The 14,009-nt window shown below is 65.6% G+C and carries 15 protein-coding genes; 9 read left to right on the top strand and 6 right to left on the bottom strand.

Translation table 11 applies throughout. The annotated features are described in order from the left end of the window. The first annotated feature begins 9 nt into the window (after window positions 1–9). Window positions 10–2,232: a DNA polymerase III subunit gamma and tau gene (locus BH683_RS09425; RefSeq protein ID WP_084835985.1), complete on the top strand. Its 2,223-nt coding sequence runs from the start codon at window positions 10–12 to the stop codon at window positions 2,230–2,232. Window positions 2,233–2,318: 86 nt separating this feature from the next. On the opposite strand, the gene BH683_RS09420 is transcribed toward BH683_RS09425, so the two are convergent. After that, entirely contained in the window at window positions 2,319–4,022 is a 1,704-nt protein-coding gene (locus BH683_RS09420; protein WP_084836062.1) for a nitroreductase family deazaflavin-dependent oxidoreductase, read from the bottom strand. A 121-nt stretch (window positions 4,023–4,143) separates the two neighbouring features. On the opposite strand from BH683_RS09420, the gene BH683_RS09415 reads away from it, so the two are divergent. Next, window positions 4,144–4,698, top strand: coding sequence for a TetR family transcriptional regulator (locus BH683_RS09415; protein WP_094647360.1), 555 nt, complete (start codon window positions 4,144–4,146; stop codon window positions 4,696–4,698). Between the two features lie 13 nt (window positions 4,699–4,711). On the opposite strand, the gene BH683_RS09410 is transcribed toward BH683_RS09415, so the two are convergent. Both BH683_RS09410 and BH683_RS09405 read right to left on the bottom strand, forming a co-directional pair. Further along, entirely contained in the window at window positions 4,712–6,037 is a 1,326-nt protein-coding gene (locus BH683_RS09410; RefSeq protein WP_084835984.1) for a class I SAM-dependent methyltransferase, read from the bottom strand. Continuing rightward, complete coding sequence (locus BH683_RS09405) at window positions 6,034–7,458, bottom strand: FAD-binding oxidoreductase (RefSeq protein WP_246833280.1); 1,425 nt, start codon at window positions 7,456–7,458, stop codon at window positions 6,034–6,036. The genes BH683_RS09410 and BH683_RS09405 overlap by 4 nt, the downstream gene beginning before the upstream one ends. 151 nt (window positions 7,459–7,609) lie before the next feature. Between BH683_RS09405 and BH683_RS09400 the strand changes: the two genes are divergently transcribed. Genes BH683_RS09400 through BH683_RS09370 form a run of 7 tightly spaced genes read left to right on the top strand, consistent with a single transcriptional unit; the run spans window position 7,610 to window position 12,113 of the window. Continuing rightward, window positions 7,610–8,050 (top strand): SRPBCC family protein, encoded by a 441-nt coding sequence (locus BH683_RS09400; protein ID WP_084836060.1) that lies wholly within the window; start codon window positions 7,610–7,612, stop codon window positions 8,048–8,050. A 25-nt stretch (window positions 8,051–8,075) separates the two neighbouring features. Further along, window positions 8,076–8,993, top strand: a complete 918-nt coding sequence (locus BH683_RS09395) for a pseudouridine synthase (protein WP_246833279.1) — start codon at window positions 8,076–8,078, stop codon at window positions 8,991–8,993. A gap of 27 nt (window positions 8,994–9,020) precedes the next feature. Continuing rightward, window positions 9,021–9,371 (top strand): hypothetical protein, encoded by a 351-nt coding sequence (locus tag BH683_RS09390; RefSeq protein WP_084835982.1) that lies wholly within the window; start codon window positions 9,021–9,023, stop codon window positions 9,369–9,371. 28 nt (window positions 9,372–9,399) lie between these two features. Next, on the top strand, window positions 9,400–9,711 hold the full coding sequence (locus BH683_RS09385; RefSeq protein WP_084836058.1) for a YbaB/EbfC family nucleoid-associated protein: 312 nt from the start codon (window positions 9,400–9,402) through the stop codon (window positions 9,709–9,711). A gap of 7 nt (window positions 9,712–9,718) precedes the next feature. Beyond that, a complete protein-coding gene (recR, locus tag BH683_RS09380; protein ID WP_084835981.1) occupies window positions 9,719–10,330 on the top strand; it encodes a recombination mediator RecR in 612 nt (203 codons plus the stop codon). A 7-nt stretch (window positions 10,331–10,337) separates the two neighbouring features. Further along, entirely contained in the window at window positions 10,338–10,901 is a 564-nt protein-coding gene (locus tag BH683_RS09375; protein WP_084835980.1) for a hypothetical protein, read from the top strand. After that, a complete protein-coding gene (locus BH683_RS09370; RefSeq protein WP_084835979.1) occupies window positions 10,902–12,113 on the top strand; it encodes a CoA transferase in 1,212 nt (403 codons plus the stop codon). A 114-nt stretch (window positions 12,114–12,227) separates the two neighbouring features. On the opposite strand, the gene BH683_RS09365 is transcribed toward BH683_RS09370, so the two are convergent. From BH683_RS09365 to BH683_RS09355, 3 genes are read right to left on the bottom strand one after another with little or no spacing between them, the layout of a single operon-like run. Further along, the gene (locus BH683_RS09365) at window positions 12,228–12,890 is read right to left on the bottom strand and encodes a phosphoribosyltransferase family protein (protein WP_210405187.1); all 663 of its coding nucleotides are present in this window, start codon (window positions 12,888–12,890) and stop codon (window positions 12,228–12,230) included. Window positions 12,891–12,913: 23 nt separating this feature from the next. Next, on the bottom strand, window positions 12,914–13,444 hold the full coding sequence (locus tag BH683_RS09360) for a hypothetical protein (RefSeq protein WP_143696024.1): 531 nt from the start codon (window positions 13,442–13,444) through the stop codon (window positions 12,914–12,916). Further along, entirely contained in the window at window positions 13,445–14,008 is a 564-nt protein-coding gene (locus BH683_RS09355) for a hypothetical protein (RefSeq protein WP_084835977.1), read from the bottom strand. It lies immediately after the preceding gene. Between the last annotated feature and the right edge of the window lies 1 nt (window position 14,009).

Genomic DNA, 14,009 nt, shown 5'->3' with positions numbered 1-14,009 from the left:
TCTCGCAGCGTGGCTCTATACCGGACTTATCGCCCTGCGACGTTTGCCGAGGTCGTCGGACAGGAGCATGTCACCGAGCCGCTGGGACGTGCGCTGGATTCAGGACGCATCAATCACGCGTACCTGTTCTCCGGACCGCGCGGTTGCGGTAAGACGTCGTCGGCCCGCATCCTTGCGCGTTCACTGAACTGCGAGCAGGGCCCGACGTCGACGCCATGCGGGGTGTGCTCGTCCTGCGTCGCGCTGGCGCCGGGCGGTCCGGGCAACATGGACGTGATCGAGCTCGACGCCGCGAGCCACGGTGGCGTCGACGACACCCGTGAACTGAGGGACCAGGCCTTCTACGCCCCCGCGGAGTCGCGGTACCGGGTGTTCATCATCGATGAGGCCCACATGGTCAGCCCCGCCGGCTTCAATGCGTTGCTCAAGATCGTCGAGGAGCCGCCGGAGCATCTCATCTTCGTGTTCGCGACCACCGAACCGGAGAAGGTGCTCGCAACAATCCGCTCGCGGACCCACCACTATCCCTTCCGGCTGCTCGCACCGACGGTGATGCGGGGTCTCCTCGAGAACATCTGTGCCAGCGAACAGGTCACGGTGGAGCCGACGGTCTTCCCCCTGGTGATCAGGGCGGGCGGTGGTTCGCCCCGTGACTCGCTCAGCGTGCTCGATCAATTGCTGGCCGGCGCAGGACCAGAGGGTGTCACCTATCAGCGCGCCCTCATGCTCCTCGGTGTCACCGACGTGGCGCTCATCGACAACGCGGTCAACGCGCTTGCCGACCACGACGGCGCCGTGCTGTTCGGAACGGTTGAGTCGGTGGTCGACGCAGGCCATGATCCCCGCCGGTTCGCCGTCGACCTACTCGAGCGACTCCGCGATCTGATCTTGATGGAAGCCGTTCCCGATGCCGCCGAGCGCGGTCTGGTGGAGGCACCCGACGATCAGGTCGAGAGGATGAAGGCCCAGGTGGCCAAGCTTGCACCCGGCACGTTGGCCCGGTTCGCCGAGACCGTGCATGCCGCACTCGGTGAGATGCGGGGCACCACCTCGCCGAGACTGCTGCTCGAGGTGATGTGCGCCCGCATGCTGCTGCCCGCAGCGAGCGACTCCGAATCTGCCGTGCTGCAACGTATCGAGCGCATCGAGGCCCAGCTGGCCGGCGGCGCGCCGATACCGTCGGCAGGGGTGGCGAAGGCCGGGGGGCCCGCGCCCCTCCAGGCGTCGGCTCCTGCACCTGCACCCGCGGACGATCCGGCGGCGAAGTTCGTCCGCCCGTCCCAGCGCAAGCCCCAGGAAGACAAGCCCCTCGAGGACAAGGCTCAGACATCCGAGGCCGCTCCGGTCCCGTCGCCTGCGCCCACCCCGGAACCAGCTCCCACTCCTGAACCAACTCCCACCCCGGAACCTGCTCCCACCCCTGCCCCGGCGCCCACCCCCGAACCTGCTCCCACCCCCGAACCTGCTCCTACCCCTGAACCGGTCCCGACGCCTGAACCGGAACCTGCTCCGGAACCCGAGCCCACCCCGGAGCCGGTTGCGGCATCGGAACCCGACATCCCACTGCCGCCGGAACCGGAGTACGAACCGGAGCCCGCGCCCGAGCCCGATCCCGAACCGGTCGCCGCCCCATCGGCTCCTCCTGCCGCAGACGGGCCGGATCTGGCTGCGGTGCAGGCCAAGTGGCAGGAGGTCCGCACTGCGGTCCGAACCGCCAACAAGGTCACGGAGGTGATGTTGTCGGGAGCGTCTGTGCGCGGTGTCGATGGCAGCACCCTGATCCTGAGTCATGAATCAGCGCCACTGGTCGAGCGTTTGAGTTCGAAGCACGCGGTCGACGTCATCACCTCCGCGCTCCACTACGTGTTCGGTGGAACCTGGCAGGTGTCGGTGCATTCCGCGTCGTCGCTGCCCGCCGAACCGAAACCTGCTGCGGCGACTCCCACCAAGGCCCGCAAACCCGAGGCGAAGCAACCCTACGTCCGCCCCAGCCGGGGTGGTGGCGGTGCCGCGAAAAATGCCGGAGACAGCGAGCAGCCGCCCGAACCGGAGCCTGAACCGGAACCTCTTCCGCCGGAGCCCGAACCCGTCAGCGATGAAGATCTCACCGACGACGAACGAGACGAGATGATCGCCACCGCACGCGATTCCACGCCTGATCCGCGGCAAGATCCTGAGCAGATCGCCATTGCGCTGCTCGCGACGGAGTTGGGCGCGAAGCCGCTGCTCTAGCCCGCCCTGACACATGCACACAGTTCAGTCACATGCACACGTTCAAACGTGTGCATGTGACTGAACGAGGTGCTTTTGTAGTCCTACTACCGGTCGGTGAACGAAATGCGCACCGAGACCGGGTCGCTCTGCAGGGCCCGGAACGAGGCTGCGGTCAACGACGCGAACACCGGATTCGGTGCGAAGGTACGCACCCGCTTGGCTACGTCATCATCATGAACGAATGCGGCTGTGCCGCTTCGCCATTGTCGTCCCTGCTTGATATGAACTGCCGGGTTGGCGCTGATGTTGTTCGCCCAGCCCGACCGCGCGCCGTGCTGGCTGATCACCCAGGCGCCGGTCTCGTCGAACGCCGCCGAGACGGGCACGGTCCGCCGCCGGCCGGTCCGGCGTCCGATTGTCTCGAGTTCGGTGGCGAAGCTGGTGGTGATGCCGACCCGCGTCAGTGAGGCCACCACCGGGTTCGCGATGTACCGGCCGACGGCGCGTTCGATCCGGAACTTCCGAACGGCCTTCTTGTCTGAGGTGCCGAGGTGCCCACGCTGACTGCGAAACGCGTCGACCCCATTGCGTCGGACGGTGGTGATCGCTGTGCGCCACAGTGATCGGTGTGGATCAGGGTCGCCACCGGCTCCCATCGCGTGCAGCTGGTCGGTGTGCCACTGCAGGTCCAGGGCGCCGTTGAGGGCTTTGACCTGGGCGGTGCCGGTGAGGCGACGCGGTAATTTGACGGATCGTTGCGTGGTCGGGAGCGTCGCCGAGGTATCCGCCATGACGCCCTGTGCCGCGTTGGGGGCCAAAACTGTCGGGCGTCCGAGACCGACTACGTCGCAGGCGCCCGAGGCGATGGCGTCGGCCATGCCGGTGTGGGTGCGGAAGCCGCCGGTCACGGCCAGTGGTACGGCTGCCGCGACTTCGCGAATCGTCTCGGCGTAATCGAGAAAGTATGCCTCGCGGTCACGGGTGCGCGCCGACACCGCCGGGCGGCCCATCATCGCCGGTGATTCGTAACTGCCACCGCTGATCTCGATGAGGTCGATTCGCTCCGCCGCGATCATCTCGACCACCGTGCGCGACTCCTCTTCCGAGAAGCCGCCGCGTTGGAAGTCGGCAGAGTTCAATTTGATACCGACGGCAAACCCCGGACCGACGGCTTCGCGGACCCGCCGGATGATCTCCAGGACGAACCGTGCGCGGTTCGCCGTCGAGCCACCCCAGCGGTCGGATCGCTTGTTGGCCAGGGGTGAGAGGAACTGGGAGATGAGATAGCCGTGCGCGCCGTGGATCTGGACGCCGTCGAACCCGGCGACCTCGGCGATGCCGGCGGATACGGCGAACCGCTCGATGATGTCGCGGATCTCGGTGTCGGTCAGCTCGCGGGGAGTGGGGATGCCCGGGATGTCCAGTTTGACGGCCGACGGGGCTACGGTCGGGCCGTCGGTGGTGATCGGATTGGCCTGCCGACCAGGGTGGTTGAGCTGCATCCAGATCGGGGAGCCGCCATCCTGAGCCGTCTTGGCCCAGCGCTGGAATGCGTCGAGTTCGCTGTCGTTCTCGAGGACGACGTTGCCCGGTTCGCCGAGATACCGCCGATCGACCATCGCGTTGCCGGTGACGATCAGGCCGTAGTCACCGGCCGCCCAGCGTGCATACAGGCGTTCGAGGCGGACATCGGGAGCATGATGCGCTGTGCCGAGTCCCTCGCTCAGGGCCGACTTCATGATCCGATTGGGAAGGATCTGTCCGCATGGCAGATCCAGTGGCGTCGACAACGACACGGTCTTCGTCATGATGTGGTGCTCCATCCCTGGGTTCGAGTCAAGCTATATCGATCGTTCTACTCCTCGATGACGGTAGTAGAACGAATGGTATATTTCAAGCCTGACGGCGAGCGATGGACGAGGTGATGGTGTGAGTGTGCGCGACAGGCTGACGGGGGCGACGGCTGATCTGATGCGGCGGCACGGGGTTGCCGGCACCGGGGTCACGGAGATCTTGCGCTGCAGCGGTGTGGCGCGAAGGTCTATCTACCTGAACTTTCCCGGAGGCAAGTCCGAGCTGGTGACCGCCGCGACCCGATCTGCGGGCGATTCGATGACGGCACTGCTGAAGACGTTCACCAACCGGCCGGATCCGGTGGCCGCATTCGGCCAGATGTGGTCGAAGCTCTTGGTGGACAGCAATTTCGAAGGTGGCTGTCCGGTGGTCGCAGCAGTTCAGGGAAGGGCTGAGGCCCCGGATGCTGCGGACGCCGCGGCCGTCATCTTCCGTGAGTGGAGCGATGCCATCCTGACGCGGCTGACCGCAGACGGGATGGATGCCGCGACCGCAGAGTCCCTTGCCACGACGATCATCGCCACGGTCGAGGGCGCAGTGATCCTGTCTCAGGCAGCGCGGTCGACGCGACCTCTGGAGCAGGCGACCAAGCACATCACCGAACTGATCGAGCTGCACTCGCCGCGCTGAGAAGCCGGTCCGGTCAGGCGTTCCACCACGGGCGCAGCGGAAGATTGCCGTTGCCGCCCTTGTCGTCGAGTTTGACCGCCAAGACCTGATGCAGCTGGATGATGTTGCGGTCGAAGCCCAGTCGGCATGCCGCCATGTACAGCCCCCACAAGCGGGCGGTACCTTCACCGACTTCTTCGAGTGCCCCGTCCCAGTTCGCCACCAGGTTCTTGTTCCAGTCGCGCAGGGTCATCGCGTAGTGCTCGCGGAGGTTCTCCTCGTGCATCACCTCCATCGACCCGATGTCTTGGATGGCGGTGATGATGGTGCCTGATCCCGTGAGCTCCCCGTCGGGGAACACGTATCGGTCGATGAACGGGCCTGCTTTGCCTCGACTCCGGTTGTCCGGCCGGGTGATGCAGTGGTTCAACATGATTCCGCCGTCGCGCAACTTGGCGCGGATGAACTTGAAGTACGAGCGGTAGTTGGCGATGCCGATGTGCTCGGTCAGCCCGATCGACGACACGGCGTCGAACCCGGTTTCCGTGACGTCGCGGTAATCGCTGTGACGTACCTCGGCGAACTCGCCGAGGCCCTGGTCGATGATCGCCTGCTGCGCCCATTCGGCCTGTTCGGCGGACAAGGTCACGCCGATCACGTGGACTCCGCGGCGAGCGGCGTAACGGACCATCGAACCCCAGCCGCAACCGATGTCGAGCAGTCGGTCGCCGGGCTCGAGCTTCAGCTTCTCGAAGATGAGCCGGTACTTGTTCTCCTGCGCTTCCTCGAGCGTCGCTTCGCGATTCGGGTAGCACGCGCAGGTGTAGGTCATCGAAGAACCGAGAACGTACTCGTAGAAGGTGTTCGAGACGTCGTAGTGGTAGTGGATTGCCTCGGCGTCGCGGGTTTTGCTGTGCCGAAGTCCTTCCGCGATGCGGCGCCACCGGGGCAGCTGCTCCTGCGGCGGTGGGGCGATCGGCTTGAAGTGTTCGAGGCCGATCGACCGCGTGATCTGCGCCATGGTCCGTGCAGACGGCCGATGGAAGCTGATGTCCTCGGACAGCGCATGCAGTGCGTCGTAGGGGTCGCCGCCGTGGGCGCCGTGGAGCAGCAGATCTCCGGAGATGTAGGCGCGCGCGAGCCCGAGGTCGCCAGGAGCTGTTGCGAGATACGTCAATCCGCGGGGCGTCAGCAGCTCGACCCCGTACTCTGCGTCTTCCGGGCCGGCGGAACTACCGTCGTATGCGGTCACCCGCACCTTGAGATCCCCGCCGGCAACCGCCTCGACGACCTCGGCGAGGCTGAGTTTCGGGCCGACGACCGACGTGGGGGAGAGTTCGCCTTCTTTGAATGTGGTCACTGACGTTGCACCGCCTTTGCGTAGAGGTCGAGGAGCCGCGACCCGGGATCGTAATGTTTCTTCAGTAGGCGGTAGGGCTCGCCGCCGTAGAGTTCGTCGAACTCCTCTTCGCTGTAGAACGATTCGGAGTAGAGAGACTTGTGGCCGTCGAGTTCGGACACCTTGATCTCGATCTGCCGATTGGCGTAACCGTCAGGTTTGTCGGCCCGCTTGGGCACCGCCGACCAGAACCCTATGTTGACGTACGTGCGGTGCGGTTCCAGGGGATACAGGGGCCACGGCCGATTCGAGTCGGCACCGGCCGGAGAAGGGTCGCGCAGCCGCAGCGGGCACAACCAGATCGGCTCGATGGGGATGTTCTCGAGGAACCAGGCCGTGAACTCCGCGGTCCGCTCGATGGGAACCTCGATGTCCTGGACCACCCGCTCGCCCGGCGGTTCGCCCTTGCGGGCATTGAGCTTGTCGCCGATGTCGAAACGATGGTCGAGGGCGATGAGCTTCCAGTAGAAACTGCTGCGCAACAGTTGTTTTGGCCAGAATCGACGGATTCGGGGGTTCTGGGCGCCGAACGCACGTGAGCACCAGAACCAATCGGTGTCCCAGCGCCACAGGTAGTCGGCGATGGTGAGCCGGTCACGCAGCGGAGTCGAATCGGCGCCGTGCTGGATGGAGCGGTAGAAGATCTGGTCGCCGGTGTAGTCACTGACCGGACCTGCATCCGCGCTCTGCCGGCCGAGGATGAGGTAACTCTCCGTGGCCGAGAAGACCACGCCGTCAAGGTAATCGACGCGTTCACCTTGGTATTGCGGGTCGTCGACGATCTGGTTCATGGTCTCTTGCAAGGTCTGCAGGTCGGAGAACCGGACGTGACGGAGCTCGACGAACGGTGTGACCTCCTCCAGCTCGATCTTCAATCTGGTGGAATAGCCGAGCGTGCCGTACGAGTTCGCGAAACCGAAGAAGAGGTCGGAGTTCTCGCTTGTCGCCGAGGTGGTGACGATCTCACCGGCGCCGGTGAGGATGTCGATCTCGAGGACTGATTCGTGCGGCAATCCGTTGCGGAAAGAGGTCGACTCGATCCCGAGGCCGGTCACCGCGCCACCCAGGGTGATCGTCTTGAGCTGCGGCACCACTTTCGGGGCGAGGCCGTACTTCAGCGTGGTCGCCACCAGCTCCTCGTAGGTGCACATGCCGGCGACGTCGGCCGTGCGGGCCCCGGTGTCGACCGAGATCACTCGATCGAGGCCCGATACATCGAGGCCGGGAAACGGATTCTTGGCGCGTTTGCGGAACAGATTCGAGGTCTTCTTCGCCAGGCGAACCCGCCCCTCCGCGGGTATCGCACGGTAGCTGGCCAGCAGGTTCGCCACGCCCTGATCGAACACGTCGCGACCTGATTCGACCCCTCTTACCTTCGACACAGGTAAGAGCCTAGGACTACCGTCCAGTACTTGCCACTTCATTGCAGGACAGGGGTCGTATATGTCCGATTGTGGACCGCCCGGGAGCCGGTAGGGCTGTTCTGGCAGGCTCTGGAGTGAATTGCTCGCAAAACCGGAAGGTGATTTCTTCGTGGCACAGGTAACCGCATCCCAGTCGATCGACATCAATGCCGCACCCGAGCAGGTCCTCATCGCCCTGTCCGACTACCGGACCGTGCGCCCGAACATCCTGCCCGGTCAGTACCTCGACTACGCGGTCCTCGAGGGTGGCGAAGGCGCAGGCACCGTCGCCAAATGGACGCTGCAGGCAACCAAGAAGCGCTCCAGGAACGTGCAGGCGTCGGTGGATCTGGTCGGTTCGACCATCACCGAGACCGACGCGAACTCGTCGATGATCACCACCTACCAGGTGCAGCCCGCGGGTTCAGGTGCCAAGGTCACCACTGTGACCACCTGGCAGGGCGCAGGCGGGATCGGTGGCTTCTTCGAGAAGACCTTCGCGCCCAAAGGACTTGCCAAGATCCAGGCCGAACTGCTCGGCAATCTGAAGTCCCACGTCGAACGCGGCTGACCGTCGCGAGGACAAGGCCGGTTCGGTGAGGAACCGCAGACCGGCGCCCCTGCCGCTGCGCGACGGGGTCGACGCGACCCGGGTGGTGCTGCGGAGCGGTGAGGGCACGGTAGGCGACGCAATGCTGGCCGCACCGGCGTGTGCAGGCCTGACCGCGGCCGATCTCTGGGCCCGGGCAGAGCGCGGTCAGGTGCTGGACGTGAGCGGCGAACGAGTCGACCTGGCTGCGCCCGCGACACCGGGACGTCCGATCTACTTCTATCGCGACCTGCCGACCGAGACCGAGATCCCTTTCGAACTCGACATCATCCACGTCGATGACGACCTCGTCGTCGTCGACAAGCCCCATTTTCTCGCGACGATGCCCCGCGGAGCGCACGTGGTGCAGACAGCGCTGGTGCGCCTTCGCAGGCAGCTGGACAACCCCGTGCTGAGCCCTGTGCACCGGCTCGACCGACTCACCGCGGGGGTGCTGATGTTCAGTGCCCGACCTGCGGCCCGGGCTCCCTATCAACAGCTGTTCGCCGAGCGCCTGGTCAGCAAGGAGTATCGGGCGCGTGCGCCCATCGCCGAAGGCCTCGACCTTCCGGTCACCGTGCGCAGCCGGATCATGAAAGATGCCGGTGACCTGCGAGCGCGCACCGAGCCCGGTCCCGAGAACGCCATCTCGACGATCGATCTGGTCGACACGGCCGGTGACCGAGGGATCTATCGTTTGCTGCCGCAGACCGGACGCACCCATCAACTGCGCGTGCACATGTCCGGACTCGGTGTCCCGATCGACGGAGACCCGCTGTATCCCCAGGTGCGGCCCGAACTCGCGGCCGCGCCTGATCACGGCGACTTCTCTGAGCCTCTGCAGCTGCTGGCCTACGCTGTGGAGTTCGACGATCCGCTGTCCGGTGCGCGCAGGCGGTTCGTCAGCGGCCGCTCACTCGGCTGAACTGCATCGACCCCGGGAGGTAGCCCGATGGCAATTGTCGTCTCCTATGACCACTACGACGACCTGCGCTGCGAGGTGGTCGTCTTTCTGGACGACGAGACCGGGGACTGCTTCCAAATCCAGTGCGACCTGCCCGCAACCCCGGGGTCGTACCAGATCAGCGCAGGCGTTGGTGCCCCCGTCGAGCAGGGGGTCGTGGCCTGGCAGCGCACCGGTGACGGGTTCCGCTTCGCCCTGTCGGCCAAGGCCGCGGCGATGTTCGGAGGCAACGCGCGACTGCACTTCGAGGTGCAGCCATCCGGCGGCGATACCATCGACAGCATCGCCGCTCATCTCGAGAGAATGATGCGCCTGCAACAACACGAACGCCGAGAGTGAAGAGGACGCAGTGGAACCAGACAACCCGATGGCCGGACTTCTGCAACAGGCCCAGCAGATGCAGCAGCAGCTGCTGGCGGCTCAGGCGGAGATGGCGGCGGCAGAGGTCACAGGTACCGCAGGTGGCGGGCTGGTCAGCGTGACCGGCAACGGCACCGGCGAGGTGACCGCGGTCGCGATCGATCCGAAGGTGGTCGATGCGGACGACGTCGAGACCCTGCAGGATCTGATCGTCGGTGCGCTCGCCGATCTGAACACCAAACGCGATGCGCTGACCCAGCAGAAGATGGGTCCACTCGCCGGTGGCCTGGGCGGCGGTTTCCCGGGCTTGGGCGGATAATCTCTCCGTGTACGAAGGACCGATCCAGGATCTGATCGACGAGATGGCCAAGTTGCCAGGGCTCGGTCCGAAGGGTGCGCAGCGGATTGCGTTCCACCTGCTGTCCGCGCCTGCCGCCGACATCAACCGGCTGACGGCGGCGCTGGTGCACGTGCGCGACGATGTCGTCTTCTGCGAGGTGTGTGGCAACGTCTCGGCCCAGGTGCGGTGCCGAATCTGTCGGGATGCCCGTCGCGATGCCAGCAAGATCTGCGTGGTCGAAGAACCCAAAGACGTGCAGGCGATCGAGCGGACGAAAGAATTCACCGGCCGGTACCACGTACTCGGCGGCGCCCTCGACCCCCTCGGGGGCATCGGGCCGGATCAGCTACGGATTCGGGAGTTGCTGCGCCGCTTGGCAAACCAGGAAGACGGTGTCGACGTCAGCGAGATCATCGTGGCCACCGACCCGAATACCGAGGGCGAGGCGACTGCAACGTACCTGCAGCGCATGCTCAAAGACTTTCCTGGACTGTCCGTCACCAGGTTGGCGTCGGGTCTGCCGATGGGCGGCGACCTGGAGTTCGCCGACGAACTGACGCTCGGCCGGGCGCTGTCAGGCCGCAGGATACTCACCTGAGGCCGGTGTGACCGACGACTCGTGGCTCGATACCTTTGCGCGACAATTGAAGTCGGGAATTGTCGCGATCGACGGACCTTCCGGTGCCGGGAAGTCGACACTCGCGGACGCCCTTGTGCGGTCGCTGAACGACCTCGGCACGCCGGTGGTGTTGATCCGCACCGACGACTTCGCCACGTGGGACGACCCGGTGGGGTGGTGGCCAGAGCTCGACGAAGAGGTGCTCCGGTCGTACTGGCGTGGCCACGACTTCCGTTTTCACCCTCGGGTCTGGAGCGACGGCATTGCAGAACCCGGCCCGCGCGTCTGGTTGCGCTGGGAACCCCTGCTCATCATCGAAGGAGTCTCGAGTGCGCGGGCGCCCGTCCGTCCACAACTGCGGCATGCCCTGTGGCTCGACGGCGGCACCGAAGCCGAACGACTCGAGCGAGGCGTGGCACGCGACGGTGAAGGCGAACGCGACAACCTGCGGCGCTGGCAAGACTTCGAGCGTGGCTGGTTTGCGGTCGACAACACCCGCGCGCACTGCGACATCGTCCCTGATTCCGTTCTACGGCAAGCGATTCAGTAGATGAACACCGGCGAGGGTGCCGGCCCGCTGGCCGGGCTTCGTATCGTGGAGGTGTCGAGCTTCGTCGCCTCGCCGCTGTGCGGTCTGACGTTGTCGCAACTCGGTGCGCAGGTCATTCGCGTCGATCCGATCGGCGGCGCCTCGGACTACCGGCGCTGGCCCGTGACGGCTGATGGCGAATCGATCTACTGGACCGGACTCAACCGGGGCAAGCATTCGATCGCCTGCGACTTCCGGAACCCGGATGCGCAAAAGCTCATTCAGCAGCTCGCCACAGCGCCGGGCCCGGGCGGCGGGATCTTCGTCACCAACGCCGGTGGCCGCGACTGGATGGGCCATGAGGCGCTTGCTGCCCTACGCGACGACGTCATCACCCTCGAGATCCTCGGGAAGCGCGACGGCACTGCGGGGGTCGACTACACGGTGAACGCCGCGCTGGGATTTCCTCAGGTCACCGGTCCGGGTGGCGGCCAGGTGGTCAACCACGTGCTGCCCGCCTGGGACATCGCATGCGGCCTGCATGCCTCTACGGCGCTGCTGGCCGCGGTGCGTCGCCGCGACCACACCGGCGTGGGGTCGCAGATCACGCTGCCACTCGAGGACGTCGCCCTCGCGACTGCCGGCGCGCTCGGGTACCTCACCGAGGTGATGATCAACGGCAGGCAGCGACAGGCGACCGGCAATGCCATCTATGGAACCTACGGAATCGACTTCGAGACAGCAGATCACGCCCGTTTCATGATCGTCGCCCTGACCAACCGGCACTTCCGGGATCTGGTGGGTCTCACGGAGACGGGGGCGGCCGTCGACGCCCTCGAGGCCGCACTCGACACCGACTTCCGCATCGAGGGCGAGCGGTATGAATACCGTGACGCGCTGACGGCGCTCTTCGCTCGATGGTTCCGTAGGCACACCGCTGCGCACGTGTATGACGCGCTGAGAAAGACCTCTGTGCTGTTCGAGCAGTACCGATCGTTCACCGACGTCGTCGAATCCGATGCGCTGGAGAGCAATCCGTTGTTCTCGACGCTTGATCAACCGCGGATCGGCCGGTATCTCGCGGCGGGCCATCCGGCACGATTCGACCGCAGTCACCTGTCGGCGACACCGGCCTCGGCTGTGGGTGAGGATTCCGGAAGTGTGGTGGCGGAGGTACTCGGTCTCAGTGCCGAGGAGATCGCGGGGCTGTTCGAGCGTGGGGTCATCGGCTAGTTCATACGGAGCCACTCCTCCACCCGAATTTGCGCGCTCCACATGTTATTTCCACTGGGCCGAGCGAAAACGGGTGGGTGGAGGTCGAGGGAGTAGCGACGGCAGAGTCCCGGGCTACTCCGTCGCGAGCAGGTTCTGCACCTCGGTGTCGGTCACCTGGGTGAAGTCGCGATAGGACTGTCCGACGGCCCAGAAGTCAGGAGGTATTGTGGCGCAGACGATCTCGTCGGCATTCGCGATCTGGGTTCCGGCCGGCCCCGTCCCCACCGCGACGATGATCTGCCGGGGGAGGCGCCGGCGGGTGCTGTCGACTGCTGCCCGCATGCTCGATCCGGTTGCCAGTCCGTCATCGACAAGGATCACGACTCGGTCTGCGACAGGTGTCGGCGGTCTGCCCTGACGGTAGACGGCCTCTCGGCGTAGCAGTTCTACGGATTCCTTCTCGATGACCGCATTCACGTCGTCTGGGGTCAGCCCGAAGTCGCGAACCGTGCGATCGCTGATCAACGGCTCGCCACCCGACGCCACTGCGCCGAAGGCGAGTTCTTCCCGCAGAGGGACGCCGAGCTTGCGGATGACGAACGCGTCCAGAGGAGCATGCAGGGCGTCCGCGATCGGCGCCGCGACGGGGACGCCGCCGCGTGCGAGACCCAACACCACGACGTCGGGGTCCCGCACCAGTTCGGGATGGTCGCTTGTCAGCAGTCGTGCCAATGCCTGCCCGGCGTCGTCGCGGTTCCGGAAGGTTCTCTGTCCATGATCCCGGCGCAGTCTCACAGCGGGTCACCTCGGCACGTCGACTAGAGGAACTGCGCCCTGGTGACGCAGGTCTTACCATTCTGGACGATCAGGTCGTAGACCACACGGGTTTTGTTGACGGCGTCCCCCGACTGCCACGTGGACGCGACGATCGCCTGGACCACGGGTGCCTGCGGCGGGTGTGGCACGACCGCGACGGACTGGAATGTCACTGCTGCACTGCGGTCTTGGCTTTTGAGCTCGTCGGTGAACGACACCAGGTTGGGCAGTCCGTCCTTCGCGAGGTCGCCGCAGGTGTTCGCCTTGAACGCAGCGATCTGGGCATCGGCGGTCGTGGGGGTGATCTCGAACATGCTGCGGGTGAGGGTGGTCGCGACGTCGGTCGCCTGCTGGTCGGTGATGACCGGAGCGGCGACACTCCGGTCGTTGTCGCTGCCCTCGTCGGGGACCGTGAGCGCGGCGATGGTGGCGGTGAGGGCGATGATGATCGCGATCCCGACGACTGCCGACAGCAGCATGATGATCCGGCGCCGGGATGGGCGGGGCCTGGTCGGCGGTGGAGCGGCGGACATCTACAGAACCTTCATCGTGGTGATGCACACCGGGACCGCGTTGCGGTCGACGGTGAACTCGATCGCAGTCGGTTCGGGCGGCGGCGGATCCGTGTTGTCCTCGCTGGCCGCGAGGTCGAATATAGCGAGGACTGTGGTGCTCGATTGGTCGCTCCGCACCACCCCGTAGTGCGCGTTGCTCGTGGTGACGCTGCGGCCGGTGTCGTAGACGATGTCGGGCAGAGTCCCGGCGGTCTCGTTCCACTGCTCGAGGGCCTCGCCGCAGAGCGTCGCCTGCGCCGTCTTGATCGTCGCCTCGACGGTGTCGGGTGTGAAGTTGTACAGCGATTCGGTGGTGGCACGCACTGTCTCGACGGCAGCGTCGACTCCCGGAGCCTGCTTGTCGTCAACCGATCCGCTCGATGGGGGCTGCGCCGACGCGTCGTCGCCCGCCACCGACCAGGTGATCGCCCAGGTGGCAGTGACCACCACGGCCAGCACGATCAGGCCGAGTGCGAACAGGACCGGTGCCTTGGGTGAGGCGCGGCGCCTGGTCGGGACGTTCGTAGGCGCGGGACTGGTCATG

Source organism: Williamsia sp. 1138 (genome assembly GCF_002095435.2).
Classification (GTDB): domain Bacteria; phylum Actinomycetota; class Actinomycetes; order Mycobacteriales; family Mycobacteriaceae; genus Williamsia.
The sequence above is the reverse complement of the archived record's forward strand: the minus strand, read 5'-3'. Positions and strand labels throughout refer to the sequence as shown.